This is a genomic window from Shewanella sp. AS1, assembly GCF_021412565.1.
Lineage (GTDB): Bacteria > Pseudomonadota > Gammaproteobacteria > Enterobacterales > Shewanellaceae > Shewanella.
Map to the genome: position 1 here is coordinate 334,651 of NZ_JAKCLJ010000002.1, position 26,707 is coordinate 361,357.

Here is a 26,707-nt window from a genome sequence, read left to right on the forward strand (position 1 = left end):
GCCAACCAGAGGCTAAGCCTATGGCCGGAAATTTTATATTTTGGGTACAAAGCTTGATGTGCTTTCCAAATAGTCAAAAAACCATTGGATCACTACACCAAATTCCGGCACGAGCTGAGAACTCTTCCACCACTCGCTATTGGGCGCGCCGGTAAACGCGTCCATAAAAAACAGTATTGCACTGACAATCAAGGCACCTCTTAATGCACCAAAACATACTCCGAGTACCCTGTCGGTACCCGATAAGCCTGTTTTGGCCACTAACTGACCGATAAGGTAATTTACCAGTGCGCCCAGAATTAAGGTAGAAATGAACAAGATGGCAATGGCGATACCATTACGCAGTAACTCATCTTGCATCTGGGTAAGATAAACGGCGAGGTCCTGATAAAACTGACTCGCAATGAAAAAAGCAGCAAACCAGACCACAAGGGACATAGCTTCTTTAACAAAACCACGGAGTAAACTAATTAAAGTTGATAATCCGATAACCGCGAGAATGGCGTAATCGATCCAAACCATTGAATAGTTGATCCAGCTTCAGTGTTAAGACGGCGCGATTTTATCAGAGACAGAGGATATTCTCACCCCTTTGCTTCATTTAAAAGTGACTAACTTTATCCGCTATCATGGACTCTGAGTTCATCAAATCAACATAATTAAGTTATAACTTAAGATTCAGCCAGTTATCTATCAAATGAAGCAGCTGAAAAATAGGTTAGATCACAAAAATGTCGGCTTTAACTAAAAAGAGCAATAAAAAGCCCGAAACAAACATTTCGGGCCAGTTAACAAGCTTGTTTTAAAGTCGGCTGATTATTCGACTGGGTTGTAACTCACCACGGCCGACTTCAAACCTGTTGATTTATCTAACTGCTTTTGCAGTTTTTCCAGTTTAGCCATAGACACATCCGGCCCGACATAAACCTTGGTTAGCTCACCATCAACAGGCGTCTGTGGCAGAGTGTAAGCGCGAAAGCCCTCTTTTCTCAGACGCTTAACCAATGCATTCACATTGGCGGCATTTTTAAAACTGCCGAGTTGCAGAGTATAAGCCGCAGCCGTTGGCGTTGCTGGCTTTGACTCTGGCTTTGATTCAGGCTGAGCTTGTGACTTGCTCTCTGATTGAGGCGTTGAATTCGCGTCAGCTTGTTTTTTAGCTATCGATTCTGCGGTCTTAGCAGACTCATCATTTGAATTAACCACTTCACTCTGCGCCTTTTGCGACTCAAATTGCGCTTTGGCCTCACTGAGATCGACCGATGCTATCTCCTCTGGCGCACTGAGCTCATTCACTTGAGCGGGACGCAGTGGGATCTCGGCAAACTGCTCTTCCTGAAGCTGTTTCTTGCCATCGAGTATATCCGGCAGAAAAATCACCCCTAGGGCCACCAGCACTATGATGCCAACGAGACGGTTCTGAAACTGACTGGATAGTTTGTTTTCTTTAGCTTCGACTTGATCCACGCAAATTACCTGATATCGAATTAGTTAAGATGTGGTTGTTTAAACTCTGGTTGTTTAAAATCTAGTTGTTTAAACTCTATTCTTTCAACACTAGTTGTTTAAACTCTGCAACAGTGTAAAAGGAGCCAAACACAATTACCACATCATCGTCGCAGATTTTAGCGGCCAAGGCATCATAAGCTTGCCTAAGCGTGTCGAAAGCAAACCCGTTCCCTTTACCCTCAAGACAAGCGAGTAGATCATCGGCTGCCGCGCTGCGCTGGCAATCAAGGCTTGTAAAATACCACTGTGTCATCACATCCCCAAGGATGGAAATAACCTCTGAATAATCTTTATCTTTTAACATACCGCACAGGGCAAAAATTCGCTTACCTTTATAGGGCGCAAGCGATTGCCTGAGGTACTTGGCGGCATGGGGGTTATGTGCCACATCGAGTAAGATAGTAGGCTGCAATGACACCTGCTCTAAGCGGCCATTGAGTTTGGCGGCCCTAAGCCCTGCGGCCACAAGTTCCTGGCTGATACCTGGCAGCAAGTGTTCAACCACTGCCAAGGCGGTTGCCCCGTTAGGCAGTGGCAGTGTTGGCAAAGGCAAGCCATTCATTGAGAAGGTTTGCCCCTGAAAATCCCAGCCATTCTCATGCTTAACATAATCAAACGCCTGACCGACCAAGATCAAGTCAGCGCCTTTTTCCCTCGCCACTTGGATAACCGATTGCGGCAGATCCCGCTCGCCGACTATGGCTGGGCGCGATGCACGGAAGATCCCCGCCTTTTCCCGTCCAACCAGCTCCCGGGTATCACCCAGATATTCCTGATGGTCAATATCGATTGAGGTGATAACGCTAACATCGGCATCGATCATATTGGTGGCGTCCAAACGTCCGCCGAGCCCGACTTCGAGGATCACCAGATCTAATTTCTGCTGTTTAAAGATATACAGAGCCGCTAAGGTGGCATACTCAAAAAAGGTAAGAGAAATCGCCCCTCTGGCCTGGTCTATGGCGCAAAATGCCTCGATAAAGGCTTGATCGCTGGCATCATTACCGTTAATACGTACCCGCTCATTGTATTGCAGCAGATGCGGCGAGCTATAGACGCCCACAGACCAGCCAGCCTGCATCATCACAGCTTCTATCATGGCGCAGGTCGTACCTTTGCCGTTTGTGCCAGCCACTGTAACGATTTTTGTCTGACCTAGGCTCAGCAGCCCCATTGAGGCCGCGACCTCAGAGACTCGGGCCAGTCCCATATCGATTTCGGTAGGATGAATGGATAACAGATGCTCAAGCCAGACAGTGAGACTCGAGTGCCGATTGGGTGGGGTTTGCATAGGGCTATTTTTACTCATAGGTTATCATTCACGGCGTAAATATTGAGACACATTAATTTTGTGGCACTTTGCTTAATCGAGCATAAAGAGCGGACCTAAGGCCAGCTTGGGCAGTTGATACTCATCGGGGTAAGTCACATCCACCAGATACAGCCCATTTGGTTTGGCCGTTGCTGCCGCCTGAGTTCTGTCCTTTAGCGCCAGCAATGTCTTAATCCAGCTGATGTCTTGGCGGCCATAGCCCACTTCTAACAGCGAACCGACAATATTGCGCACCATGTGGTGCAAGAAAGCGTTGGCTTTAATATCGACGCAGATATACATGCCCTGGCGGGTCACATTGACCTCATGCACACAACGAAACGGCGTATTGGACTGACACTGAATGGCTCGGAAGCTGGTAAAATCCTGCTCCCCTAACAGAGATTGTGCCGCCTGATGCATCTTCTGCTCATCTATCACGCCAGGATAATGGCTCACCCCTGCGCGTAAGATACCCGGCCGAAATTGATGGTTATAGATCATATAACGGTAACGGCGCGCCGTGGCGCTGAAACGCGCGTGAAACTCATCATCGACATCTTTTGCCCAGCGCACCGCGATATCATCGGGCAGGTTAACATTGACCCCTAAGGTCCAGGCACTCTCCTTACGCACGGCACTGGTCTCGAAATGGATCACCTGTCCTGTGGCGTGTACCCCGGCATCTGTGCGCCCTGCACATTGAATGGAAATGGGTTCATTGGCGACAATAGACAGGGCTCGCTCCAGTTGTGCCTGAACCGAGTCCACCTCGGCCTGACGTTGCCATCCAAAGTAGCGACTGCCATCATATTCGATGCCTAATGCAACACGCATGAAATTCCAACCCTTACATAAAAGCTAACTTAGGCGCGGGATTCTAGCATATCGTTAGCCTAAACAGACAGCAAACACGCAAGAAAATCCCCCTGAGTAAAAAACGGCGCCAAGGCGCCGTTTTTAGGATAATTGCAAGAGGCGTTAGAGCCCTTTAAGCAGCTGCTTGGCTTCCTCTTGCTGACGCTCATTACCGTCCAGTTCAACCTCTTTTAACAGTGCGCTGGCGCTGTCATTATCGTCTATCTCAATATAGGCTCTGGCCAGATCCAACTTGGCATTGACTGAGTTCTCCTCATCATCAACATCTACCATGTCGGCATTGCTCATGAGATCGTTAAGCTCGCCCATATCGATATCCAACTCTTTATACTGATCGGCATCACCCGCCTCATCATCGGCATCATTGAGCAGCTTATCGATATCGATATAGCCGTTATCCTGTTGGAACGAACTTAAATCATGGTCGACTATGCTCGCTTGTTTCTGATCTTCAGCCTTCAGTGCGGCCAATGCATCTTCCGCATCAAGGTGATCATCATCCAGGCTAAAGACATTTAGGCCATCGTCCCAATCTAAACTGTTATCGCTAGGTGACTTGTCACCTTTAAGATCGTCGAAGAAGCCTGAGTCTTTAGTCTTCTCTTTCTTTTCAGCCGCTTGAAGATCGGCTAAGAGGGAATCAAGGGCGTTATCCTCAGGCTCCTGCTCCAGATTAACACTCACGGGATCGATATCATGATTAGCATCATCGATAGTAAATCGTTCAAACTCTAATGGCGCATTTTGAGATACCGTACTCAGCGCGATAGGATCAAGCTGGGCCTCTGTTTCCTGAGCCTGCTCTTGATCGTCTTCTTGATCTTCTTGAATGTCCTCTAGTGCCTCAGTATCAGGCGTCACATCAGGGGCGGCTGGTGCATCATCTGTCTCCTGAACTTGAGATGCGCTTTCATCTTTAAGACCAAAGCTTGCCAATAGCGCATCGAGATCCGCCTCATCATCGGCAGGGTCGGATAATAACTCCAACTCGGCATCAAGCTGTGCCTTAATCAGCTCATCTGTGTCATCTTCAAACTGGTATGCCTGTGGACTGGGGCTAGCCTCGTCATCATCAGCGATGATCGCCTGCTCTTCAAATAGCGCATCTGACTCGGGTTCATATTCAGCTGACTCATATTGAGCAGCCTGAACCTGCTCATCTTCAACCGTATCCGGCGCAGCTTGCAGCAGACTGTCCAGGCTGGCTTCTTCAGCTTGAACAGCGTAATGCTCTGGCGCTATTTCTGGCTCATGCTCCAGTTCTGGCTCTGCCTCAACGCCATTTTGATTCTTATCCAAATCCGCTAGCAGGGCGTCGAGATCCACATCGCCTGCAGATTTTTCATCTAATTCGATAAGGGTATCCGCCTCAGACTCTTGAAGCTCCACCTCGGCATCATGCTCAGGTCTGAGCAGATCATCTAAGTCGAGGTCGTTAGATTGCTCCTCTTGCGAACTGTTTTGATTAGCGAGCTCATCGTGCTCCCCCATCGCCTCGGCCCACAAGTCATCTAACGATTGCCCTTCATCCTGTTCATCGAATCGGTTGAACTCCTGGCTGTACTGAGTTTCATCATCAGACATGAAGGACTCGGATGTGTATGCATCATTCCCGATGACAGAGTCCAGGGTCTCTTTCTCATCATCTGTGTCCAGATGGACAGCCATTAACTCGTCATCATCGCTAGCGAGTGTCTGGTCATCTTCTAAGGAGTGAGACGCAGCCAGTGGCGCAGGCTCTTCAGCTATCTTCGCCGCTGGCGAGACCTCCTCTTCAACCTCATTACGGCGTCTGAAGAATGCCCACAAGATAGCAAGCAGTAAAAGTCCTGGAATCGAGACAGCCAACGCAAGATAGAGTGGATTGTCCATCAAATTACGCCAAAAAGCCGTTGGCATTCCCTCATTTGATGCCGACTTTTTCAGTTGTTCAATCTGTTCACGAAGCTGAATCACCTCTTTAGAAAGAGCCGCTTTCTGCTCTTTTTGCACTAGCAGCGCCTCATCTAGCTCTGCTATTCGGCCATTAAGCTCATCTATCTTTGCCTGAAACACATCGATATCGTTTGCGCCCAAATTCAGCTTGTCTTGAGCCCTAGCTAATTCATCGGTCAAAGAGAGGTTTGTTGCCTGCTGCGCTTCCAGTTTGGCGGTGAGCTCTTCTATCTGTTTTTGAGTCTCGACACTTACTTTAGGAAAGCTTTCTTTGGCAGAGCTAACATTGGAAGAGCTAATCTCAGCTTCAACAGGAGCTGGCTGAACTGCAGGTTTAACACTCGGCTTTGCAAGACGACTACCGCCCTGTTGCCACCCTTTGTCATTATACTCAGCCTGCTGTTTTGCCAGAGTCTTAGGAATAGCGGCAATCTCAGCCTTGGTTGGGATCAGGAGTATCATCCCCCTCTCAAGGCTGTTGTAATTGTCGCTAGTAAAAGCATGGGGGTTAGCCTCATAGATGGCCGCCATCACCTGATACACAGTGACGCTGTTATCGGGTCTCACCTTTTGGGCAATGCTCCAAAAAGTATCTGCGCTGTTGGTAGGCCCATATTGACGCATCATTTGGCGGCTTTCGCCATCCGGACCGGTAATTTTCAGGGGTTCTGCGGCAGATAAAGGAGCCGATGGAAAGGCAAAAACAACGAGAGCACTGGCAATGAAACCAGCAAGATACGAGGTGCGAAAGTTCATCAAATCTTCCCTTGAAAGCGAAATAGCGCAATAAAAATAGGCAGCATGCTTTAGGCGGTTGTATTTATTGAGATTACTATAAACTAGAATTAAATACCCTGCTACTGTTCACTTTTGAAAAACATTTATGAAACGAAAAAGCCTGCCAGAGGCAAGCTTTTTAGAGTATTCGCACGAAAAGGCCGTTCAACAGGCCTATCAATAACAAAGGCTATTAGTAGTAATCGCGGATCAGCACTTCGGCAATCTGCACACTGTTCAGTGCGGCGCCCTTGCGAATATTATCAGACACAACCCAGAGGTTAATGCCATTGGGGTGTGAAATATCCTTACGAACCCGGCCGACAAAAACAGGATCGCTGCCCGCTGAGTCGGTTACCGCAGTAGGGTAATTCTCATCGGTTTCAAACAGCTCTACCCCAGGCGCACCGCGCAGTACGGCCTTAACATCATCAGCATCCACAGGCTGGACAGTTTCGAGATGCACGGCTTCTGAGTGTCCATAAAACACTGGCACACGTACGGCTGTGGGATTGACGACAATTTGATCATCACCAAAAATCTTCTGGGTTTCCCACACCATTTTCATCTCTTCTTTGGTGTAGCCATTATCCATAAACACATCGATTTGTGGCAAGACGTTAAAGGCTATCTGCTTAGGATAAGCTTTAGGCTCAATGGGCTGCCCCTGGAGCAATTTGGCACATTGGCCGGCCAGTTCATCGATGGCACGTTTACCCGAACCTGAAACCGACTGATAGGTCGCCACGTTGATCCGGGAGATCCCGAATGCATCATAGATGGGCTTCAAAGCGACCAACATCTGAATAGTGGAACAGTTAGGGTTGGCGATAATATTGCGATTGCGAAAATCGGCGATCGCCTGTGGATTCACTTCAGGCACCACTAGCGGAATATCTATGTCATAGCGGAAATGTGAGGTGTTATCGATAACCACACAGCCATGCTCTGCGGCGATAGGCGCCCACTTGGCAGACACGTCACCACCGGCAGAGAAGAAACCTATCTGAGCCAAAGACCAATCGAATGTGTCTACATCTAAGATCTCGACCTGTTTACCGTGGAATGAGACAGTATCACCTGCACTGCGGCTACTGGCTAAAGGGTATAAATTGGCAACGGGAAAGTTACGCTCTTCAAGGATCTCAATCATAGTTTGACCCACTGCGCCCGATGCACCTAATACGACTACGTTATATTCCTGCGACATAATTACAGACCGACTCCTGAAAAACCTAATTTGGACAACCAATCTACATCAGAACACGCAGTATTGGCTAGAGTTAAGGCGCTAAATTCCCGCCTGTACTTATGATTTTTTCGCATCAGGTCAAAACCATTGGGCATGAGTGCCTGCTGGCGAAACAATTCATCATCATCACGAAGATCATAGACCAAACGACACAAACTTAATAATGTTCTCTCATCGGGCACAGACAAGGGGGTGAGTTGATGAATCCAAAGCGGCGGCAGCAAACTCGTCATCGACTTATCGGCATTTTTCCCCAGTTGCCGACATAGCGACTGATACAGCATAAAGGTGCCTCTGGCCTTACCCTCCAAACTGTAACCTGCGATATGGGGGGTTGCTATCTCAGCCAAGGGGATAAGCTCAGCCATAGGGTGTGGCTCACCTTCCCAGACATCCAACACCAGTTTGATATCCTCTCTGCCCTGTTTAAATTCGATTAAGGCGCGGTTGTCTATCACCTCTCCCCGGCAGCAATTGAGCAACCAACAACCCTTTAATAGGCTCTCGAGTCTCTGCTCATCAAACAGATACCAGGTTGGATGCTTACCTGCCTTGGTTAGAGGCACATGTAAGGAGATCACATCACAGCGAGCTATCAATTCATCCAGAGAGACAAAATCGCGCTCATCTTCAGTTTCAGCTAGGAAAGGATCGTGCAGTAAACAGCTCACGCCATAGGCATCGAGGCATTTTTTTAAGGCAGAGCCGGTATTACCCGCACCGACAATACCGACTGTTTTCTGTTTGAGTGGCTGATGGAAGCGACGGGCCAGCTCCAGCATGGCCATAAAGGCATACTCCCCCACGGCAGTCGCATTACAGCCTGGTGCATTGGTATAGGGGATTTGTCGCTGCTTGAGGTAGGTCTGATCCAGATGATCCAGCCCTATGGTGGCACTGCCGACAAAACGCAGCTTGTGATTTAGCGATAACAAATGTTCATCGACGCAAGTGACCGAACGCACCAGCAGCACATCGGCATCTTTTACTTGTTCGGCTGTGAGCTTGCGACCATCGACACGGGTTATGGAACCCAAGTCGGCAAATAACGCCTCAACATAGGGCATGTTTTCGTCGGCAATTATCTTCATCTATTTCCCAAATCCATCGATGTAATAGCGCTATTGTGCCTGTAAAGCCTATAAAAAAGGAGCCTTTCGGCTCCTTTTTTATATTTTGCATCGGACTCAGATTAACGAGTACGTGGGCAAAGTTCTTCAGTGCTGAAGAAATAAGCGATTTCACGCTCTGCAGAAGCAACGGCATCTGAACCGTGAACGGCGTTTTCATCGATGCTGGTCGCAAAATCGCTACGGATAGTACCGCGAGCCGCTTCAGCTGGGTTAGTTGCCCCCATAATTTCACGGTTTGCTAGAACGGCATTTTCGCCTTCTAATACTTGAACCATGATAGGACCAGAAGTCATGAACTCAACCAAAGCACCGAAGAAAGGACGCTCGCTGTGCTCAGCGTAGAAGCCTTCAGCTTGCTCTTGGCTTAGGTGAACCATTTTAGAAGCAATGATTTTTAGGCCAGCAGTTTCAAAACGGTTGTAGATGGCACCGATGTGGTTGTTAGCAACTGCATCAGGCTTAATGATAGAAAAAGTACGTTCGATAGCCATTGTCTAGCTTCCTTTAATAAACAGGTTTAAAAATTCGCGCGGATTATACGAAATAAAAGATCAAAAACCTACCTTTTAAGCAAGATGAATGAGAGATAGCTCCCATCATAGGCACGGAGGAGGAGCACAGAGCGCAAACTTTTGACGTAAAATGCGGGGCGGGCAAATTTTAAGCAAAACGTTATCTCAATGGTAAGGCCATGACCTGGTTATAAAATTAACTAAAGAACGCCATAGTTACTCATATTCATTGATCCAACACTGTTGGATCGCTTCTAAAATCTTCTCACCACAATGATTCGGATCGTCATCAAACTCCTCTAAATTGATGACCCAGTCATAGAGATCGGTAAAGCGAATCGTATTGGGATCGACATCTGGATACTGTTCCAACAAGGTTAAGGCGATATCAAGCGAGTCTATCCATTTCATGTGCTTACCTCCTGTCATCGATTTTAACAGCATAGTCGCTATCTATCTAACACGCACAAAAAAGCCAGTCCTCAGGACTGGCTAATCGACTATCTCAACAGCCTATCTAAACAAACTGCTGCGACTTAACCTTCGCTGACCATGTTGATGGTGTATTTAGGAATATCCACCACCAGATCGCAGTCAGGTACTTTAGCCTGGCATGACAGGCGACTCTCAGGCTCGAGCCCCCAGGCCTTATCTAACATATCATCTTCAAGCTCATCACTCTCGTCAAGCTCGTCAAAGCCCTCACGAATGATGACATGACAGGTAGTACAGGCGCAGGATTTCTCACAGGCATGTTCAATATGGATCCCATTGCGAAGTGCAACATTGAGCACGGTTTCACCCACTTGTGCTTCAACGACAGCCCCATCCGGGCATAACTCTTCATGGGGTAAAAAAACGATTTGTGGCATATTTTCAACCTATATATTGTCTACAGACTGGCCCTTAAGCGCCAATCGGATAGAGTTATCCATACGTTTTGCAGCAAAAGATTGGCTGACTTCATCCAGAGCCTCTATCGCCTTCTCAATTGCATCTGCATCATTTTGCGCCGCTGTCTGTGCCAGATGCGCCATACCTTGTTCAATCGCCTTAGCCTCTTCCTGTGACAGCAGCTCACTGTCTTTGACCAGAGCCGCATTAAGGGATTCTAACACACGAGCCGCTTCCACCTGCTGTTCAGCCAACATGCGGCGCTCAATATCATCTTTAGCATGGGCCATCGAGTCTTTGAGCATAGCGCCAATCTCTTCATCGGTCAGACCAAATGAAGGTTTAACCTGAATAGTCGCCTGTACACCTGATGATTTTTCCATCGCGGTCACGCTCAGCAAACCATCTGCGTCCACCTGGAAGGTCACTCGAATATGCGCTGCGCCGGCCGCCATTGGCGGAATGCCATTGAGGGTAAACCTGGCTAACGAGCGGCAGTCGGCCACCAGTTCGCGCTCACCTTGTACCACATGAAACGCCATCGCCGTCTGACCATCTTTAAAGGTGGTAAACTCCTGCGCCCTGGCAACCGGAATGGTGGTATTACGCGACACCACTTTTTCCACCAGGCCGCCCATGGTTTCAATCCCCAGTGACAACGGCAATACATCGAGCAGCAAGAGATCTGAATCTGGCTTATTACCCACTAGAATGTCGGCTTGAATAGCGGCGCCTATGGCCACCACTCTGTCAGGATCGATAGAGGTTAATGGTGCCTTACCGAAAAACTGCGCCACTTTTTCACGAACCAGAGGCACACGGGTAGAACCGCCCACCATCACGGTTTCGAGCACCTCATCGGCCTTGATGCCGGCATCACGCAGGGCGCGGCGACATGCGGCAATGGTCTTTTTCACCAGCGGCTCAATCAACTCATCAAATACTGCTTTATCGACACTGAGTTCAAACACGCGACCATCCGACAGGGTCAAACAGGCCTGAGTACTATCACCGGCGGTTAATGCCTCTTTTACCCGGCGACTCTCAATCAACAGCGCCCGGCGCTCATTGGGCGTTAACTTAGTCAGTTCCCAGGCCTGTTGTAGATACTGGCTTAAGGCATAATCGAAATCATCGCCACCCAGTGCGGTATCGCCGCCCGTGGCCAGCACCTCAAACACGCCCTTATTAAGGCGCAAAATTGAGATATCGAAAGTACCGCCACCTAAGTCATAGATGGCAATAATGCCCTCCTGACCCGAGTCCAGGCCATAGGCAATGGCTGCGGCTGTGGGTTCATTGAGCAGGCGAAGCACTTTGACTCCCAGCAAACCGGCGGCATCTTTAGTACCTTGGCGCTGAGCATCATCGAAGTAGGCAGGAACCGTGATCACCACGCCTTCGAGATCGCCTCCTAAGGTCTTCTCGGCGCGGGCGATAAGCGGTCTTAAAATCTCGGCCGATACCTGGATAGGATTCACCTGACCAGTCGCAGTATTAAACAGCGGCAGGCCATTTTCACTGGCACTGAACTGATAAGGCAAGGCGGTCTCTTCGGCTTGAATATCCAGCAGGCTGCGACCCATAAAACGTTTGACCGAGACTATGGTGTTAAGCGGATCCTGAGCCGAATATTTTTCAGCTTGTTCGCCAACCTGAACCCCCTCCGCGGTATAACGCACAACAGAGGCGAGTCCATGACGAGCGGCTTCATCGGGCAATGTGTCGGCCACACCGCTTCTGACAGCGGCCACCAGCGAGTTTGTGGTGCCTAAATCGATACCGACAGCGAGTCGATGCTGGTGAGGTGCTGCGCTTTGTCCGGGCTCAGCAATTTGCAAAAGTGCCATATCAATCCAACTTATATGATAAAGGCTCAATCATCTATCAATAGAGAGATTGAGCCATTAAGGTTAATCACACTCAAAAAAGTGCATCTTCTGCTCTGGCGAGTTCATCTTGCAATTTTGCCATAAACTTCATCTTTCGTATAACGTCTGCGGCATCTTGCAAGACTTTTGGATCATCACTGCCAATCAGTTCGCTCATCTTTGTTATTAACTGAGTTTGATGTTCGGCGAAGGAGTGATGTAACTCGTCGATGATCTCGTCGGGATCGTCGCTGTGCTTAATATCTTCGAGTGATTCACGCCACTCCATCTGTTGCATTAAAAACAGCGTATCTTTGACCGTTGTCGATTCATGACTCAGATCGATACCCTTTAAACTCAACATATGTTCGGCGCGGGAGATAGGATGTTTTAGGGTATTAAAGCCATCGTTAACCTGCGCGGTACGTTGCACCGCTATCCGCTTATCCTGTTCGCTGGCATTGGCAAACTTATCCGGATGTACTGCCCGTTGCAGCTCGCGGTAACGCTGTGCAAGCAAGGCAGTATCGAGATCAAACTCAGGCGATAAACTAAACAACTCAAAATAGTTCATGTAGGTAGATTCGGTTGTTAGACTGTGAAGCTTTCGCCACAGCCACACTCCCCTTTTGCGTTGGGGTTATTGAACTTAAATCCTTCGTTCAAGCCTTCTTTCACGAAGTCTAACTCTATGCCTTGCAGGTAGATAAAACTCTTGGCATCGATAATGATTTTAACTTCATCGATTTCAAATACTTCATCATCGGCATTTAATTCATCGACAAACTCAAGCACATACGCCATACCAGAGCAGCCTGAGGTCTTGAGTCCCAAGCGTAATCCAAGCCCCTTTCCGCGGCTGTCGAGAAAGCTTTTTACTCTTTCTGCTGCCGCGGGAGTCATTGTTATTGCCATTTTTACTCCGAATATTACTGTCCGTGCTTAGACTTATAGTCGTCTAACGCTGCCTTGATTGCATCCTCAGCCAGAATTGAGCAGTGGATCTTTACAGGCGGTAGTGCAAGTTCTTCAGCAATATCCGTATTTTTAATCGCTCGCGCTTCTTCTATGGTTTTACCCTTCACCCACTCGGTTACCAGTGAGCTAGAGGCGATGGCGCTACCACAACCATAGGTTTTAAACTTAGCATCTTCGATAATACCCTTATCATCGATTTTAAGTTGCAGTTTCATCACGTCACCACAGGCAGGCGCACCTACCATGCCGGTTACGACGGATGGATCGTTCTTGTCAAATGAACCTACGTTACGTGGGTTCTCATAATGATCTATTACTTTTTCACTGTAAGCCATGATTCTGCTCCACTCTCTATTCGTTTATTGGTCTATTAATGGTGTGCCCACTGCACTGTCGACAGATCGACACCATCTTTGAACATCTCCCACAATGGAGACATCTCTCTTAAATGACCAATAGACTTGGTAATTGTCTCGATCGCATGATCAATTTCGGCTTCTGTTGTAAAGCGTCCGATTGAAAAACGAATTGAACTGTGCGCCATTTCATCGTTAAGTCCTAACGCGCGAAGCACATAACTTGGCTCCAGACTCGCCGAGGTACAAGCTGAACCAGAGGAAACCGCCAGATCTTTAAGGGCCATCATCAATGATTCACCTTCAACAAAGTTGAAGCTCACATTGAGGCTGCCACAATATCTCTGCTCGGCATCACCGTTAATATAAGTTTCTTCGATATCTTTAATGCCGTTCCACAGTTTGTCGCGCAACTGAAGAATACGTGCGTTATCTGATTCCATATCGGCTTTGGCAATCGCAGCCGCTTCACCCATGCCCACGATCTGATGGGTCGCCAGGGTACCACTGCGCATACCACGCTCATGACCACCGCCGTGCATGGTTGCCTCCAGGCGAATACGGGGCTTACGACGAACATAAAGCGCACCAATCCCTTTAGGACCGTACATCTTATGGGCCGAAATCGACATCAGATCGACCTTGGTCTTGTCTAAATCGATAGGCAGCTTACCGGCACTTTGCGCCGCATCCACATGGAAAATAACCTTCTTGGCACGACACAACTCGCCGATAGCGTCGATATCATGGATCACACCAATCTCGTTATTCACATGCATCAAACTTAATAGAATAGTGTCTTCGCGCATGGCCGCTTCGATGTTTTCGATAGGAATAATACCGTTAGAAGCGGGTTCAAGATAGGTCACTTCGTAGCCTTCACGCTCGAGTTGACGGCAGGTATCCAGCACAGCTTTATGTTCTGTCTTGCTGGTGATGATGTGCTTGCCTTTCTTATGATAAAAACGTGCAACACCTTTGATGGCCAGGTTATCAGACTCGGTCGCACCTGAGGTGAAAACGATTTCACGTGGGTCGGCGTTGATCAGCTCTGCAATTTGATTACGGGCAATATCGACAGCCTCTTCAGCTTGCCAGCCGTAACGATGAGAACGTGACGCGGGGTTACCGAAAATGCCGTCCATAGTTAAACATTGCATCATTTTTTCTGCAACACGAGGGTCGACTGGCGTCGTTGCTGCATAATCTAAATATATAGGAAGCTTCATCTCACACTCCGTACTACAGAGATCATCGCTGACCTCTTACTACGTACCATTTGAAAAATTTAATAACAAAGAACACTTATGCGGTTATTCTTTGTTCCTGTTGGATTTTATCTTGTTTGATTGAGATAAACTGCACATCTCTCTTGTTCATCAATCCAGCTAGACTTATTCCATTCAAAAAATCTGAAATTTGTTTGCTCAAATCACCCCAAAGCGAGTGAGTTAAGCAGCGGGTGCCACTTTGGCAGTTACCTGAACCCTGGCAACGGGTTGCATCCACCGTCTCGTCTACCGCACGTACAACCATGCCAACAGAGATATCCTTGGCATCATATCCGAGACAATATCCACCGCCTGGGCCTCTGACACTGGAGACTAATCCATGTTTTCTTAATTTAGCGAAGAGTTGTTCAAGATAGGAAAGGGAGATGCCCTGACGCTCAGAGATATCAGCTAATGGGACGGGGCCAGATGTCGAATGCATTGCTACATCTAACATTGCGGTTACTGCATACCGACCTTTTGAAGTTAGTTTCATCGTTACCACTGCTCTCTAAAATGCCTGGGTTTATTCAAACATACCTGAGTATTTTAGTCAAGTATAAAACCTAGTGATTTAGTCAAGTATTGCAGAAAAAATTAAAGTTAAATACCCTGCCCCTTTGCTAGGGTATTTAACCTTTTTCGTCTCAAAGATTCAACGCTGAAATACCTTTAATCTCACTCTTTAGCTAAATAATGGGATCAAACTCATCTAATGCGCTTTTACGTTTCTCTGCCGCCGCCTGTTCAACGTCGCTGAATTCATCGACTTCCAGTTCGGGTAAGCGCTCGGTGCACACGCTGCCGCCTAAATTGCGTACAGCCTGACACACTTCCTGCACCTTAGAATCCATCAGATGCATGTGATCCAACATCTGTCCAATGGCGTTTGCCACAGGATCTGGATTATCGGGGGACACAGCATAGGCATCGAAACCATATTTCTTCGCCATCGCACTGCGCCGCTCGGCATGCTCTTTCGATTCTTCGGTCGGTTTTGCCACCACACGTGCGGGGATCCCAACAACTGTTGTATCTTGGGGCACTTCCTTCACCACTACCGAGTTAGACCCCACCCTGGCACCGTCATGCATAGTAATGGGGCCGAGTATTTTGGCACCGGCACCTATCACCACGTTATTACCTAAGGTCGGGTGACGTTTACCCGCCTGCCAGGTCGTTCCACCAAGCGTCACGCCATGGTACAGGGTACAATCGTTGCCTATCTCGGCTGTCTCACCGATCACGACACCCATGCCGTGATCAATAAAAAATCGATCGCCGATTGTCGCCCCAGGATGGATTTCAACCCCAGTTAACCAACGGGAAAAAGTCGAGATACACCTTGCGGTTAAACACCAATTACGCTTCCATAATTTATGACTAACCCTATGGATCCAGATAGCCTGCATCCCAGGGTAATTGAGCAAAATTTCTAAGGTGTTATTTGCCGCAGGATCTCTGTGGTAAATAGACTCAATGTCATCTTTAATTCTGGAAATCATGCCCATGAAGTTACTCTTCCTTCTTCACCACTGTATTGTCATCATCTTGCGACCTGATTGAGCCCTTGTCTGCCAGCCCCACCTTCTTATCGATCGAGGTGAGAATGCCGCGCAAAATATTCATCTCTTGGCTTTCAATTCTGGCTCGGCTAAACAAGCGGCGCAATTTAATCATCACTTGGCCAGGATGCTGCCTCACGATAAACCCAGTCGACAACAAGGTTTTTTCTAAATGAGTAAAGAAGTTTTCCTGCTCTTTTGCCAGCGGATATTCGAGGACTTCTTCCTCAGATGGCGTTTGATTCAGGTGAGCCACACGCGCTTCATAACAGATGATCTGCACCGCCTGAGCCAAATTGAGTGAGCTGTACTCAGGGTTGGCCGGAATAGCCACATGATAGTTGCACTTTTGCAGCTCTTCATTACTCAGGCCATTACTCTCACGGCCAAACACTATGGCGACAGGACCATTAAGTGCAGAAGCAACCAGCTTTTCACCCGCCTGACGCGGCTCAAGCATAGGCCAGTCTAATGTACGGCTGCGGGCACTTGTGGCTATCACCAGACTGCAATCGGCGATCGCTTCTGCTAACGAATCCACGGTAACCGCATGTTTTAAAATATCTGAAGCGCCAGCCGCCAGGGCGATAGAATGTCCATCTGGCTCCACTTTGGGTTCTGCCAGATACAGGGTGGATAACCCCATGGTTTTCATCGCACGCGCGGTTGAGCCAATATTGCCAGGATGGGTCGTTCCGACCAGGACTACACGGATATTGCTAAGCATTAAATAGGTTTATTTCTTTATATAGAACAGTGATGCAGATGGTATCACAGGGCGATGGGATCTCTTAAATAAAAAACTCTATTTGATATAACCTTAAAAATACGTATAATGTGCGCCGATTATTTATATCTGTTCTTTAACATCCAGGGGATTGTAATGCATCCGATGCAGACTATTGCCGTGCGCGCCGCTCGTGCCGCTGGCCAAACGATTATGCGTGCTTATACGGAACTCGACCGTATCGAAGTAAGCAATAAAGGTATTAATGACTATGTTACTAATGTCGATAAAGAAGCTGAAGCTGCCATTACCTATCAGATCCGCAAGTCATACCCAGACCACACCATAGTTGGTGAAGAAGGTGGTCAAAATAAGGGTGAAAATAAAGACTACATGTGGATTATCGATCCCTTGGATGGCACCACTAACTTTGTTAGAGGTATCCCCCACTTTGCGGTTTCTATCGCGGTTCAATATAAAGGCAAGACTGAAGTTGCCGTCGTTTACGATCCTGTACGTGACGAGCTGTTCACTGCTGTGCGTGGTAAAGGCGCTAAGCTAAATGATTTCCGTCTTCGCGTCAGTAAAGCGACCGACTTGAACGAAACTGTGATCGGTACAGGCTTTCCTTTTAAGGCCAAACAACACAGCGAAACCTACATGAAGCTTTTTGCTGCGACATTCTCTCAGTGTGGCGATCTTCGCCGCGCCGGCTCTGCGGCACTGGATCTGGCTTATGTGGCCGCAGGCCGTATGGACGCATTCTTTGAAATCGGTCTGAAACCTTGGGACATCGCCGCAGGTGATCTGCTGGTACGTGAAGCCGGTGGCACAGTGACCGATCTCATCGGCGATCATAACTATATGACTTCAGGCAATATTATCGCTGGTACCCCAAAAGCGACCGTTGCTTTGTTAAAGAGTTTCCGCCCATTGTTGAGCGATGCGCTCAAACGATAAGTCATACCAGACTAGCAAACGCCACTTCACTGTGGCGTTTTTTTTACCTGCCATCCTTACTACCCCTATACTTGTTGAAGCTTTATTTCGGATAAAAAGAATTATGTGATTGAAATCACATCGATCTGCTCACATCACAAATTATTATTGCTACCCTCTATCAAGATATAAAACCGATAGGAATTACCAGGATGGGAAAGCTTTATCATAAATTGGGTTTAAAAAGTCTCAAAGCGATTGAGAATTTTGTATTAATTATCATCGCCATTGCCACTGTCATTGCCATAGGGCAAGAGATAGGCCATATCATAAAGATAGGCTCGGTGGCACTGGCCGATCTGCTATTGCTGTTTATCTACCTTGAAGTGTTGGCCATGGTAGCTAACTACGTAGAGTCTGGAGAGCTACCCGTCAGGATGCCCCTCTATATAGCTATTGTTGCGTTGGCTCGATACCTTATCCTCGATATGAAAAGCATGGAAGATTGGCGAATATTAGCCATTTCTGTATCGACCATAGTGCTGGCTGGCACTGTGATAGCGATCCGTTGGGGTCAATTGAGAATGCCCTATCCCAAAAAAGAGGATGAAAAACTCTAACATTCCCTGATGGCGTCACGCCTGGCGCCATCCCTGCTTCCCCCTCACCTTTATGAGAACGCCACTTACGGACTTGAAGTATAAAGCTCTGTGAAACCATTAGATTGTGCCCTTAAAAAACTGTGCTAACTTTAATGAGTTACGCATTTAGATATCAGCTTAAGGGAATATATGAATCAATATTACGAAGAACTGGATGAACGACGCCAATCGCAACGTATCGATTTAGAAGCCGATCATATTCATATCTCATGGACAGATGATGAGGGAGAGAGCCACCTAGACAATGCCACGTGTCTCGATCTCTCTCGCAGAGGTGTATTGATAGCATATCCGCGCGCCTTCAATCAGGGAGAAATCCTGCTCATTACCTTTAATCCGGAAACCAGCAATCAAAATGGCGTCACAGCGAGGGTATGTCGCTGCACCAAAACGAACACTGAATTTCATATTGCAATGGAAATTATCGCGTAATTTCAAGTGACTATTTCAAATAGCTAATTGCGTAATTTGAGCAAGGTAAAAAAACCTGTCCTATACTAGGAAATCCGATCCACGCGATACAACACGACTTAACGTAAATGGAGAGCTTATGATTCTGCTTGTTGGAGGTGAAAAAGGCGGAGCCGGAAAAAGTTGTATCGCGCAAAATATCGCAGTCTATTTAACCCAAAAGTTGCATGCCAATGTCTTGCTGGTTGATTGCGATCCCCAGCGTACCACTTCAGACTGGATCCAGGCGCGTAATGAAGATCCCACCCTTCCCATCATTAACTGTATCCAGCTCTATGGAAAGATACGTAATGATCTTCTTAGCCTGGACCAACGCTACGATTATGTGATTGTCGATTGTGGTGGGCAGGATAACTTAGCAATGCGAGCCGCCATGTCTGTGGCAACTTATGTGCTTCTGCCATTAAGACCTAAAAGACGCGATCTTAAGACGCTGCCCCACATGGAGGATATGCTCAGCACTTGTAAAATGGTTAATCCTAAGATGGTGGCAACTGTGGTACTGACCCAGTGCCCCGCTTTACCCAATCAATTGAAACGCATTGAAGAAGCCAAAGAGGTGGTAAGTTCGTTTCATATAAAAGTGCTCGACGCCATCACCTATTACCGAAATATCTATGATGATAGCGAAGAGCAAGGTTCATCCGTGCTTGAACTGGATCCCGGTAGCAAAGCAGCGGATGAGATCCGCGCTATCGCCGAAGAGTTATTGTCTATCCCTCCGGAAAACTCGTACGAATTGATCCGGGCCTAATCTGCAACTTTGAAACTGCTAATTTGAAATGCTGATTTAAACTGCCAGCGCAAAAGTTAAACCCAGTTAAGGCCGTGATTAATGCTGGCAGATGCGATCCGCAGCGGTTTCAACACCCGCTTCAGATTCAATAAACTTGCCACGACGCTCAAGAAAAGTGATCAACTCCTGCGCATCCATATCCTGAGCCGAACAGGTATGGTATTTGGCCTGTTCACCGAACTGCTCAACCATCAGCTGTTTAAGCTCTTCTCTGGAAACTGCACGCCCGATGGAAAGCATAAGTTCCATCACCTGATGGCCATGAATTGATTCAGACATAACACCTCTATAAAGATACAATTAATTTATACCTTTATAGCGGATTTACAGGAGTGATACTTTGATCTATTCCGCAATTGCTGAGCAATGATAAGCGTGTCTCAGGATCAGGCCTTTAAGCATTCAGGAATGATCTGCACGCTGCCTTGGTCATTGGACATCCAGATATCGTCTTCACCTATGGTGAACTGTACCACCATGGTACGGCTTACCAACTCGCCCATCGCCTTTAGGGCATCTTCAGGAATATTCCACACCTTAAGATTGTCATAACGGCAAAACGCCTGCTGATTTTGCTGCCACCAGATGGGTACACTGCGCCCACCATAGGCAAACAGCTGTACCTGTTTAGCCCGGCCACACGCTTTTCTTAGCCATTTCTCATCACTCTGGCCAAATTCAATCCATAGCTCAATCTCATCGCTTAGGGATTTTTGCCACAATTCAGGTTCATCATCGACACACAAGCCTTTGCTGAATTGCAGTCTGTCACTGGCATTCAGTGCAAATGCCAACAGGCGCAGCATCATGCGTGCATCTGTCTCTGATGGGTGCTGTGCTAATGTGAGGTTGTGATCATGATAGTAGCCGCGAACCATATCCGCGATCTGCAGTTGTACTTTGTAAACGGTTGCTTTAAGTGCCATGGAGGAAATATAGGTGAAATTTGCGCTAGTTTACCTTAATTAAGTAGCCCAGTGCAGACTAAAATGACCCGGCTCGCAGATGTTTTGCCATTGGGAAATGCGCCTTTATTGCCTTAATCGCGTCGATATCCCCATAGATAAGCAGCCGCTCCCCCTGCTGATAATGTTCGGTCAATTGGCCTAGGGTTAGTAGCTGGCTACGTGCGGCATCCCGGCGACAAAGCTCCAAGAGTGCAGCAGGAATCGTCTCTGCACAGCAAATAAGATCCAGTCGCTGTAATAAGGGGATAGCAGCAATGGGCAGCATGGTCAACGGCGCCGTATCATCGACCAATAAAATGTCCCCTTCGCAGCTGAGTTGCTCAAAGCCATTGGCATAATGATGGGCTGTATTGGCATCAAACTTGTCGCCATTTGCCTTAAAAAACTGCTCCCAGAAGAGTTTTCGCTGACTAAAGTTGGGTAGGCGTTGCTGCACCTCACTGCGGCGCTCGGCAACAAAATCAAATAAAGGTGCCAATGAGGCGGGTAACAGGGTTTCTATTCGAGCACGAAGCTCTCTTGCATACACAGGCGCCGCCCCAGCGGTACTGATAGCCACCTGTAATCGGCCTCGGTCGATAATCGATGGGGTGATAAACTGACACAACTCTGCCGCATCCACCACATTGGTTAAAATCCCTTTCTCTTTGGCCGCAAGAGCCATCTCTTGATTAAATGCCTCATCCTGTGTGGCCAGATAGAGTAGATCGCAATCCTGTAGATCTGCCTTGCTTGCCGCCCGCTGAACAATACGGATACGTCCAGAGTCATGATAATGCAGCACCTCATCACAGACATCTATGGCTATCACACGAATATCTGCCTCGGTCCGCGTCAGCAAATCCAGTTTACGACTCGCAACTTCCCCGGCGCCTATCATTAACACCCGTATGGATTGCGTATCGAGAAACAGGGGGAAATATTGCATAAAGGTACCTAAAGTCAGCCAACACTTAACAGAATAGCACTGAGATCACACGTCAATCGTGAGTCGATTTATCTAACTCAATTGTTCACTGCGCTCGGCGCAGCAATTCCAGCAAAGCTCGAAGTTGCCTTCGTTGATCTCATGACAATTAACACATTGCCATTTAGGCGAGCTGCTTTCGAGGGCTTCGAGCTGTGACACTGCATGCTCATATTGAGATTCGGCCACCCAAAGTTCCACATCCTGAAGATCGGTCGGCAGTTCTCCAATAGCCCCGAGCAGGGCTTCACCTCGGATCTCAACCTCAATCCCGCAGGTCTCCAACATCCCTTTCAAACTATGAACCTGCAACAGGTTACCGCTTGCTACCAACCTGGCTTTTTCTTGCATAGTCGTCCCCATAATAGTCGTCCCCATAATAGTCGCCCTCATAAATAGTCGCCCCATACAGACACTGTTAGAAAATTGCACCCTTGCGCCAAGAAGAGATACTGTCGTGAAATAAGGCTCTCTGTAGAATACCCTTTTTACACTTTCTTAACCTATAAAAAAAGCCACAATCTGTGGCTTTTTTGATCAAAAACATATTAGGTTAAGGCATCAGCGCATCTTGATCCGCGCCTTCCTTCTCAATCTCAACAGGCATCATATGCTCGCGATTAATACCCAATTTAATCGCTAAGAAACTCGCCACATAAATTGAAGAGAAAGTACCCACAAAAATCCCCATCAGCAGTGCGGTTGCGAAGCCATGGATCATAGTACCGCCCTTAAGGAACAGGGCAATCACCACGATTAATGTCGTTCCTGTGGTGATAATGGTACGACTCATGGTTTGAGTGATGGAGTTATTAACCACCTCTTCAGGGTTAGCCTTTCTCATCTTGAGGAAGTTTTCACGGATACGGTCAAACACAACGATAGTATCGTTTAGCGAGTAACCCACAACTGTCAGCACACCCGCCAATACGGTCAAATCAAACTCCAGCTGGAACAGTGAGAACACGCCCAGAGTAATGATCACATCGTGCGCCAGTGCGGCTACCGAACCTAAAGCCAGACGCCATTCGAAACGGAATGACACATAGATAAGGATACAAATCAGCGCCACTAATACCGCAAGACCGCCCTGCTCGGCTAACTCTTTACCTACCTGAGGACCAACAAACTCAACCCGCTTCTGCTCCACGCTCGGATCGACCGTAGCAGCGGCTTCTAATACATGCTGAACCTGGAGATCGCTTTTAACGCCCTCTTTTACAGGCAGACGAACCAACACATCCCGGCTCGAACCGAAGTTTTGCACCACGGCACCATCGGTTTCATCTGAAGTCAGTACACTGCGTAGCTGATTAAGATCCACACTCTGGCTAAACTCCATCTCGACGACTGTACCGCCGGTGAAATCTAATCCCCAGTTGATCCCTTTAAAAGCAAGAGAACCCAATGAGCCTAACACTAACAAGAGTGAAATAATGCTGATCGGCACTGCATGACGCAGGAAGTTGATCGTGCCTTTTATCGATAATATCTGGAACATACAACTTCCCCTTAAATAGACAGTTTCTTCACGCGCTTACCACCCCATATCCCGTTCACCACGGCACGTGTGCCCACGATGGCGGTAAACATAGAGGTTGCAATACCTATCATCAGGGTAACCGCAAAGCCTTTAACGGCACCTGTACCCACAGCAAACAGAATTAACGCTGTCATAAAGGTGGTAATGTTCGCATCGGCGATGGTTGAAAATGCGTTGCCGTAACCTTCATGAATCGCCTGCTGCACGCTGCGACCGGCACGTAACTCCTCACGAATGCGTTCGTAAATCAGTACGTTACCATCAACCGCCATACCCACAGTCAATACCATACCGGCAATACCCGGCAAGGTTAATACCGCCCCTGGGATCATCGACATTACACCTACAACCATGATGAGGTTAGCCGATAGCGCCAAGTTAGCGATCAGACCAAAACCACGGTAATACACCAGCATAAAGATGAGTACAACCGCCATGCCCCAGATCATCGCCTGCACACCATTTTCGATATTCTCGGCGCCCAGGCTTGGGCCAATGGTGCGCTCTTCAACGATAGAGACAGGGGCGATCAAGGCACCGGCACGCAGTAATAAAGCCAAGTTTTGCGCTTCAGAGTGATCGAGACCGGTAATAACGAAGTTACGTCCAAGACGCGCCTGAATGGTCGCGACCGAGATCACTTCCTCAATCTTATCCATCTTCACGCTACCGTCAGGATTTCTAGCACCGTTATCTTTGTATTCGATAAACAGGGTCGCCATCGGCTTGCCGATATTGTCCTTGGTGACGTTTGAGAAGATAGAGCCGCCTTTCGCATCTAAGTTAATGGAGACCTGAGGACGACTGTATTCATCGAAGCTTGGTTGGGCTCCCTGGATATGATCGCCTGTGAGCATCACAGCTTTTTCAAGAGCAACCTGACCGCCCTGACGACGATTATAGATTTGCGATGTCGCTGCGACTCGGCCGCTGGCGATAGCCGCCGCATCGGCTCTTTCATCCACCATGTGGAATTCAATCGATGCCGTCGCGCCTAAGATATCCTTAGCACGAGCGGTATCTTGAACACCAGGAAGCTCGACGATGATGCGCTCTGCGCCCTGGCGTTGTACCACAGGCTCAGCCACACCCAATTCGTTGACACGATTACGCAAAGTGGTGATGTTTTGCTGCAGCGCCTCTTCCTTAATCTGCTTAAGGTAGATTTCGCTCATGCTTGCCATCAGCTGGTAATTGTCACCAGAGCTTGCATCACTGAAGACCATGTCGTTACTGCGAGTCTTGAGGAACTGCTCTGCTTTCGCCAGGCTGTCTGCATCGCGGAACTTGATCTCAATCCCCTTAGGGGTATTGCGAATACCGGCATAACGAATACGCTCACTACGAAGATCAGATCGAAAATCACCGATTTTAGCTTCTGTCATCTTACGGATAGCTTCGCTCATATCCACTTCCATCAGGAAGTGAACCCCGCCACGTAAATCGAGACCGAGTTTCATCGGACTACCGCCTAAGTTCTCTAACCACTTAGGGGTCGCCGGCGCGAGGTTTAATGCGACAATATACTTGTCGCCCAGCGCCTGTGCGATCAGCTCTTTTGCAAGCAGCTGCTGATCTGAGTTTGCCACCCGAACTAACAACTGGCCGTTTTCAAGCTCAGAACGTTTAACGCCAATCCCTTCAGTCGACAAAATGTCGTTTACCTGGGTCTGGGTCGTCGCAGTAACTTCGGCACCACGGGTAGCAACCACTTGCACCGCATGATCTTCACCAAACAAATTTGGTATTGCGTAGAAGGTACCGACGGCGATGATCAAGATCACCATCAGGTTCTTCCACATTGGGTATTTATTTAACACACCATCGCCCTCTTGGCTTAAAGTGACTCAGTTACAACTTAAAGTGACTTAATCGACCCTTTAGGCAATACAGCCGTGATGTAATCCTTTTTAATAGTGATCTCTGTGTTTTCGTTGATAGCCAACAGCACATAGTCATTCTCGTCGCTGATCTTAGCGATTTTACCCAAGATACCACCATTGGTTAACACTTCATCACCCTTGCTCAATGAGCTCATCAGGTTCTTATGTTCTTTAACACGCTTTGACTGAGGACGGAAAATCATGAAATAGAAAATCAAACCAAAAATGACCAACATGAAAATCAATTCCATGGTGCCACCGTTGGCTGGTGCGCCAGCCGTATTTGCGTATGCATTTGAAATAAACATATTTCTCTCTTCTTATTAGCAGTAATATTAATCGGATAATTTAGGGACTTCACGACCTTGGCTGGTGTAGAACTCCTCAACAAAGGCATCTAATGTACCCGTCTCGATAGCGCCACGCAAACCTTCCATTAACATTTGATAGTAACGCAGGTTGTGAATGGTGTTTAAACGCGCTCCCAAAATCTCATTACAACGATCTAAATGGTACAGATAGGCCCGCGAGTAATTCTTACAGGTATAACAATCACATTTAGCATCGAGTGGTGAAGTGTCATCACGATGGCGCGCATTGCGGATCTTGATCACCCCTTCACTGGTAAACAGATGACCGTTACGGGCGTTACGTGTTGGCATCACACAGTCAAACATATCGACGCCACGACGCACACCTTCAACCAAGTCTTCTGGTTTACCCACCCCCATCAGGTAACGCGGCTTATCGGCTGGGATCTTAGGACAAACATGCTCCAAAATACGGTGCATATCCGCTTTAGGCTCCCCAACCGCTAAACCACCGATGGCATAACCATCGAATCCTATGTTGACCAGCCCTTCCAGGCTCTCATCACGTAAATCTTCATAAACACCGCCCTGGATAATGCCAAACAGCGAGTTAGGATTCTCTAATCGGTCAAACTCATCGCGAGAGCGTTTAGCCCAGCGCAGAGACATCTGCATCGATTTACGCGCTTCATCTTCTGTCGCAGGATAAGGTGTACATTCATCAAAAATCATCACCACATCACTGCCTAAAGAATTTTGGATCTGCATCGATTTTTCCGGGTCAAGGAAAATCTTCTCACCATTAATGGGTGAGCGGAAATGCACACCCTCTTCGGTGATCTTACGAATATCACCCAAACTGAACACCTGGAACCCACCGGAATCGGTCAGGATCGGGCGCTGCCAGTTCATAAAATCGTGCAGATCGCCATGCTTACGCATGATCTCCTCGCCAGGACGCAGCCACAGATGGAACGTATTACCCAGCAAGATATCGGCGCCTGTGGCCCTGACTTCTTCGGGTGTCATCCCTTTGACTGTGCCATAGGTACCAACGGGCATAAAGGCAGGTGTTTCAACCGTGCCACGCTCAAAAACCAAACGGCCGCGACGCGCGCGTCCATCAGTTGTATCTAATTCAAATTTCATAATTTACCTCGCCAGAGAAACAGTCTGACTTTTTGCCGCCAATAGAA

General features: G+C 47.8%; 30 protein-coding genes. 4 read left to right on the forward strand and 26 right to left on the reverse strand.

Annotation, left to right across the window (positions count from 1 at the left end; genetic code table 11):
- Positions 1 to 33 precede the first annotated feature (33 nt).
- From cvpA to trmJ, 18 genes are all read right to left on the reverse strand, one after another.
- Entirely contained in the window at positions 34 to 522 is a 489-nt protein-coding gene (cvpA, locus tag LZP69_RS05680; protein WP_234199217.1) for a colicin V production protein, read from the reverse strand.
- Positions 523 to 816: 294 nt separating this feature from the next.
- On the reverse strand, positions 817 to 1,467 hold the full coding sequence (gene dedD / locus LZP69_RS05685; protein WP_234199218.1) for a cell division protein DedD: 651 nt from the start codon (positions 1,465 to 1,467) through the stop codon (positions 817 to 819).
- 76 nt (positions 1,468 to 1,543) lie between these two features.
- Positions 1,544 to 2,800, reverse strand: coding sequence for a bifunctional tetrahydrofolate synthase/dihydrofolate synthase (folC, locus tag LZP69_RS05690; RefSeq protein WP_234199273.1), 1,257 nt, complete (start codon positions 2,798 to 2,800; stop codon positions 1,544 to 1,546).
- A gap of 72 nt (positions 2,801 to 2,872) precedes the next feature.
- Positions 2,873 to 3,658: a tRNA pseudouridine(38-40) synthase TruA gene (truA, locus tag LZP69_RS05695; RefSeq protein WP_234199219.1), complete on the reverse strand. Its 786-nt coding sequence runs from the start codon at positions 3,656 to 3,658 to the stop codon at positions 2,873 to 2,875.
- Positions 3,659 to 3,802: 144 nt separating this feature from the next.
- Complete coding sequence (locus LZP69_RS05700) at positions 3,803 to 6,391, reverse strand: FimV/HubP family polar landmark protein (RefSeq protein WP_234199220.1); 2,589 nt, start codon at positions 6,389 to 6,391, stop codon at positions 3,803 to 3,805.
- Positions 6,392 to 6,605: 214 nt separating this feature from the next.
- Entirely contained in the window at positions 6,606 to 7,622 is a 1,017-nt protein-coding gene (locus LZP69_RS05705; RefSeq protein ID WP_234199221.1) for an aspartate-semialdehyde dehydrogenase, read from the reverse strand.
- Positions 7,623 to 7,624: 2 nt separating this feature from the next.
- Positions 7,625 to 8,755 (reverse strand): 4-phosphoerythronate dehydrogenase, encoded by a 1,131-nt coding sequence (locus LZP69_RS05710; protein WP_234199222.1) that lies wholly within the window; start codon positions 8,753 to 8,755, stop codon positions 7,625 to 7,627.
- Between the two features lie 101 nt (positions 8,756 to 8,856).
- Entirely contained in the window at positions 8,857 to 9,288 is a 432-nt protein-coding gene (ndk, locus tag LZP69_RS05715; RefSeq protein WP_234199223.1) for a nucleoside-diphosphate kinase, read from the reverse strand.
- A gap of 237 nt (positions 9,289 to 9,525) precedes the next feature.
- Entirely contained in the window at positions 9,526 to 9,720 is a 195-nt protein-coding gene (gene iscX, locus LZP69_RS05720; RefSeq protein WP_234199224.1) for a Fe-S cluster assembly protein IscX, read from the reverse strand.
- 125 nt (positions 9,721 to 9,845) lie between these two features.
- Complete coding sequence (gene fdx, locus LZP69_RS05725; protein WP_234199225.1) at positions 9,846 to 10,181, reverse strand: ISC system 2Fe-2S type ferredoxin; 336 nt, start codon at positions 10,179 to 10,181, stop codon at positions 9,846 to 9,848.
- A gap of 9 nt (positions 10,182 to 10,190) precedes the next feature.
- Complete coding sequence (gene hscA / locus LZP69_RS05730; RefSeq protein WP_234199226.1) at positions 10,191 to 12,053, reverse strand: Fe-S protein assembly chaperone HscA; 1,863 nt, start codon at positions 12,051 to 12,053, stop codon at positions 10,191 to 10,193.
- A gap of 73 nt (positions 12,054 to 12,126) precedes the next feature.
- Positions 12,127 to 12,648: a co-chaperone HscB gene (hscB, locus tag LZP69_RS05735; RefSeq protein WP_234199227.1), complete on the reverse strand. Its 522-nt coding sequence runs from the start codon at positions 12,646 to 12,648 to the stop codon at positions 12,127 to 12,129.
- A gap of 17 nt (positions 12,649 to 12,665) precedes the next feature.
- Entirely contained in the window at positions 12,666 to 12,989 is a 324-nt protein-coding gene (iscA, locus tag LZP69_RS05740) for an iron-sulfur cluster assembly protein IscA (RefSeq protein WP_234199228.1), read from the reverse strand.
- Positions 12,990 to 13,003: 14 nt separating this feature from the next.
- Entirely contained in the window at positions 13,004 to 13,387 is a 384-nt protein-coding gene (iscU, locus tag LZP69_RS05745; RefSeq protein ID WP_234199229.1) for a Fe-S cluster assembly scaffold IscU, read from the reverse strand.
- Positions 13,388 to 13,422: 35 nt separating this feature from the next.
- The gene (locus LZP69_RS05750) at positions 13,423 to 14,637 is read right to left on the reverse strand and encodes an IscS subfamily cysteine desulfurase (RefSeq protein WP_234199230.1); all 1,215 of its coding nucleotides are present in this window, start codon (positions 14,635 to 14,637) and stop codon (positions 13,423 to 13,425) included.
- 76 nt (positions 14,638 to 14,713) lie between these two features.
- A complete protein-coding gene (gene iscR, locus LZP69_RS05755) occupies positions 14,714 to 15,175 on the reverse strand; it encodes a Fe-S cluster assembly transcriptional regulator IscR (RefSeq protein WP_234199231.1) in 462 nt (153 codons plus the stop codon).
- Positions 15,176 to 15,368: 193 nt separating this feature from the next.
- Positions 15,369 to 16,190: a serine O-acetyltransferase gene (gene cysE, locus LZP69_RS05760; protein ID WP_234199232.1), complete on the reverse strand. Its 822-nt coding sequence runs from the start codon at positions 16,188 to 16,190 to the stop codon at positions 15,369 to 15,371.
- Positions 16,191 to 16,194: 4 nt separating this feature from the next.
- Entirely contained in the window at positions 16,195 to 16,971 is a 777-nt protein-coding gene (trmJ, locus tag LZP69_RS05765) for a tRNA (cytosine(32)/uridine(32)-2'-O)-methyltransferase TrmJ (RefSeq protein ID WP_234199233.1), read from the reverse strand.
- A 156-nt stretch (positions 16,972 to 17,127) separates the two neighbouring features.
- On the opposite strand from trmJ, the gene suhB reads away from it, so the two are divergent.
- The 4 genes from suhB (at position 17,128) to LZP69_RS05785 (ending at position 19,797) form a co-directional block, all read left to right on the forward strand.
- On the forward strand, positions 17,128 to 17,931 hold the full coding sequence (suhB, locus tag LZP69_RS05770; protein WP_234199234.1) for an inositol-1-monophosphatase: 804 nt from the start codon (positions 17,128 to 17,130) through the stop codon (positions 17,929 to 17,931).
- 191 nt (positions 17,932 to 18,122) lie between these two features.
- Positions 18,123 to 18,530, forward strand: coding sequence for a phosphate-starvation-inducible protein PsiE (locus tag LZP69_RS05775; RefSeq protein ID WP_234199235.1), 408 nt, complete (start codon positions 18,123 to 18,125; stop codon positions 18,528 to 18,530).
- Between the two features lie 171 nt (positions 18,531 to 18,701).
- On the forward strand, positions 18,702 to 19,004 hold the full coding sequence (locus tag LZP69_RS05780; protein WP_234199236.1) for a PilZ domain-containing protein: 303 nt from the start codon (positions 18,702 to 18,704) through the stop codon (positions 19,002 to 19,004).
- A gap of 118 nt (positions 19,005 to 19,122) precedes the next feature.
- The gene (locus tag LZP69_RS05785) at positions 19,123 to 19,797 is read left to right on the forward strand and encodes an AAA family ATPase (protein ID WP_234199237.1); all 675 of its coding nucleotides are present in this window, start codon (positions 19,123 to 19,125) and stop codon (positions 19,795 to 19,797) included.
- A 78-nt stretch (positions 19,798 to 19,875) separates the two neighbouring features.
- On the opposite strand, the gene LZP69_RS05790 is transcribed toward LZP69_RS05785, so the two are convergent.
- The 8 genes from LZP69_RS05790 to tgt all read right to left on the reverse strand — a co-directional run bounded on the left by LZP69_RS05790 (position 19,876) and on the right by tgt (position 26,660).
- Positions 19,876 to 20,118 carry a YecH family metal-binding protein gene (locus LZP69_RS05790; protein WP_234199238.1) on the reverse strand — a complete coding sequence of 81 codons (243 nt, stop codon included), beginning with the start codon at positions 20,116 to 20,118 and terminating at the stop codon, positions 19,876 to 19,878.
- A gap of 107 nt (positions 20,119 to 20,225) precedes the next feature.
- Positions 20,226 to 20,765, reverse strand: a complete 540-nt coding sequence (locus LZP69_RS05795) for a YaeQ family protein (RefSeq protein ID WP_234199239.1) — start codon at positions 20,763 to 20,765, stop codon at positions 20,226 to 20,228.
- A 58-nt stretch (positions 20,766 to 20,823) separates the two neighbouring features.
- The gene (locus LZP69_RS05800) at positions 20,824 to 21,735 is read right to left on the reverse strand and encodes a precorrin-2 dehydrogenase/sirohydrochlorin ferrochelatase family protein (protein ID WP_234199240.1); all 912 of its coding nucleotides are present in this window, start codon (positions 21,733 to 21,735) and stop codon (positions 20,824 to 20,826) included.
- Between the two features lie 72 nt (positions 21,736 to 21,807).
- Positions 21,808 to 22,125: a putative signal transducing protein gene (locus LZP69_RS05805; RefSeq protein WP_234199274.1), complete on the reverse strand. Its 318-nt coding sequence runs from the start codon at positions 22,123 to 22,125 to the stop codon at positions 21,808 to 21,810.
- Positions 22,126 to 22,327: 202 nt separating this feature from the next.
- The gene (gene secF, locus LZP69_RS05810) at positions 22,328 to 23,275 is read right to left on the reverse strand and encodes a protein translocase subunit SecF (RefSeq protein WP_234199241.1); all 948 of its coding nucleotides are present in this window, start codon (positions 23,273 to 23,275) and stop codon (positions 22,328 to 22,330) included.
- 11 nt (positions 23,276 to 23,286) lie between these two features.
- A complete protein-coding gene (gene secD, locus LZP69_RS05815) occupies positions 23,287 to 25,137 on the reverse strand; it encodes a protein translocase subunit SecD (protein WP_234199242.1) in 1,851 nt (616 codons plus the stop codon).
- A gap of 38 nt (positions 25,138 to 25,175) precedes the next feature.
- Positions 25,176 to 25,508: a preprotein translocase subunit YajC gene (yajC, locus tag LZP69_RS05820; RefSeq protein ID WP_234199243.1), complete on the reverse strand. Its 333-nt coding sequence runs from the start codon at positions 25,506 to 25,508 to the stop codon at positions 25,176 to 25,178.
- Positions 25,509 to 25,535: 27 nt separating this feature from the next.
- Positions 25,536 to 26,660 (reverse strand): tRNA guanosine(34) transglycosylase Tgt, encoded by a 1,125-nt coding sequence (tgt, locus tag LZP69_RS05825; RefSeq protein ID WP_234199244.1) that lies wholly within the window; start codon positions 26,658 to 26,660, stop codon positions 25,536 to 25,538.
- Between the last annotated feature and the right edge of the window lie 47 nt (positions 26,661 to 26,707).

Excerpts from the sequence above, each read along its gene's own strand:
- LZP69_RS05780 (WP_234199236.1), top strand. The coding sequence starts at position 18,702 with ATGAATCAATATTACGAAGAACTGGATGAACGACGCCAATCGCAACGT.
- LZP69_RS05750 (WP_234199230.1), bottom strand. The coding sequence starts at position 14,637 with ATGAAGCTTCCTATATATTTAGATTATGCAGCAACGACGCCAGTCGAC.
- LZP69_RS05805 (WP_234199274.1), bottom strand. The coding sequence starts at position 22,125 with ATGCAAGAAAAAGCCAGGTTGGTAGCAAGCGGTAACCTGTTGCAGGTT.
- LZP69_RS05785 (WP_234199237.1), top strand. The coding sequence starts at position 19,123 with ATGATTCTGCTTGTTGGAGGTGAAAAAGGCGGAGCCGGAAAAAGTTGT.
- trmJ (WP_234199233.1), bottom strand. The coding sequence starts at position 16,971 with ATGCTTAGCAATATCCGTGTAGTCCTGGTCGGAACGACCCATCCTGGC.
- iscR (WP_234199231.1), bottom strand. The coding sequence starts at position 15,175 with ATGAAACTAACTTCAAAAGGTCGGTATGCAGTAACCGCAATGTTAGAT.
- fdx (WP_234199225.1), bottom strand. The coding sequence starts at position 10,181 with ATGCCACAAATCGTTTTTTTACCCCATGAAGAGTTATGCCCGGATGGG.
- LZP69_RS05700 (WP_234199220.1), bottom strand. The coding sequence starts at position 6,391 with ATGAACTTTCGCACCTCGTATCTTGCTGGTTTCATTGCCAGTGCTCTC.
- LZP69_RS05790 (WP_234199238.1), bottom strand. The coding sequence starts at position 20,118 with ATGTCTGAATCAATTCATGGCCATCAGGTGATGGAACTTATGCTTTCC.
- truA (WP_234199219.1), bottom strand. The coding sequence starts at position 3,658 with ATGCGTGTTGCATTAGGCATCGAATATGATGGCAGTCGCTACTTTGGA.
- LZP69_RS05775 (WP_234199235.1), top strand. The coding sequence starts at position 18,123 with ATGGGAAAGCTTTATCATAAATTGGGTTTAAAAAGTCTCAAAGCGATT.
- cysE (WP_234199232.1), bottom strand. The coding sequence starts at position 16,190 with ATGGGCATGATTTCCAGAATTAAAGATGACATTGAGTCTATTTACCAC.
- tgt (WP_234199244.1), bottom strand. The coding sequence starts at position 26,660 with ATGAAATTTGAATTAGATACAACTGATGGACGCGCGCGTCGCGGCCGT.
- LZP69_RS05710 (WP_234199222.1), bottom strand. The coding sequence starts at position 8,755 with ATGAAGATAATTGCCGACGAAAACATGCCCTATGTTGAGGCGTTATTT.
- yajC (WP_234199243.1), bottom strand. The coding sequence starts at position 25,508 with ATGTTTATTTCAAATGCATACGCAAATACGGCTGGCGCACCAGCCAAC.
- LZP69_RS05795 (WP_234199239.1), bottom strand. The coding sequence starts at position 20,765 with ATGGCACTTAAAGCAACCGTTTACAAAGTACAACTGCAGATCGCGGAT.
- ndk (WP_234199223.1), bottom strand. The coding sequence starts at position 9,288 with ATGGCTATCGAACGTACTTTTTCTATCATTAAGCCTGATGCAGTTGCT.
- iscA (WP_234199228.1), bottom strand. The coding sequence starts at position 12,989 with ATGGCAATAACAATGACTCCCGCGGCAGCAGAAAGAGTAAAAAGCTTT.
- hscB (WP_234199227.1), bottom strand. The coding sequence starts at position 12,648 with ATGAACTATTTTGAGTTGTTTAGTTTATCGCCTGAGTTTGATCTCGAT.
- cvpA (WP_234199217.1), bottom strand. The coding sequence starts at position 522 with ATGGTTTGGATCGATTACGCCATTCTCGCGGTTATCGGATTATCAACT.
- LZP69_RS05705 (WP_234199221.1), bottom strand. The coding sequence starts at position 7,622 with ATGTCGCAGGAATATAACGTAGTCGTATTAGGTGCATCGGGCGCAGTG.
- folC (WP_234199273.1), bottom strand. The coding sequence starts at position 2,800 with ATGCAAACCCCACCCAATCGGCACTCGAGTCTCACTGTCTGGCTTGAG.
- secF (WP_234199241.1), bottom strand. The coding sequence starts at position 23,275 with ATGTTCCAGATATTATCGATAAAAGGCACGATCAACTTCCTGCGTCAT.
- hscA (WP_234199226.1), bottom strand. The coding sequence starts at position 12,053 with ATGGCACTTTTGCAAATTGCTGAGCCCGGACAAAGCGCAGCACCTCAC.
- iscX (WP_234199224.1), bottom strand. The coding sequence starts at position 9,720 with ATGAAATGGATAGACTCGCTTGATATCGCCTTAACCTTGTTGGAACAG.
- iscU (WP_234199229.1), bottom strand. The coding sequence starts at position 13,387 with ATGGCTTACAGTGAAAAAGTAATAGATCATTATGAGAACCCACGTAAC.
- LZP69_RS05800 (WP_234199240.1), bottom strand. The coding sequence starts at position 21,735 with ATGCAATATTTCCCCCTGTTTCTCGATACGCAATCCATACGGGTGTTA.
- suhB (WP_234199234.1), top strand. The coding sequence starts at position 17,128 with ATGCATCCGATGCAGACTATTGCCGTGCGCGCCGCTCGTGCCGCTGGC.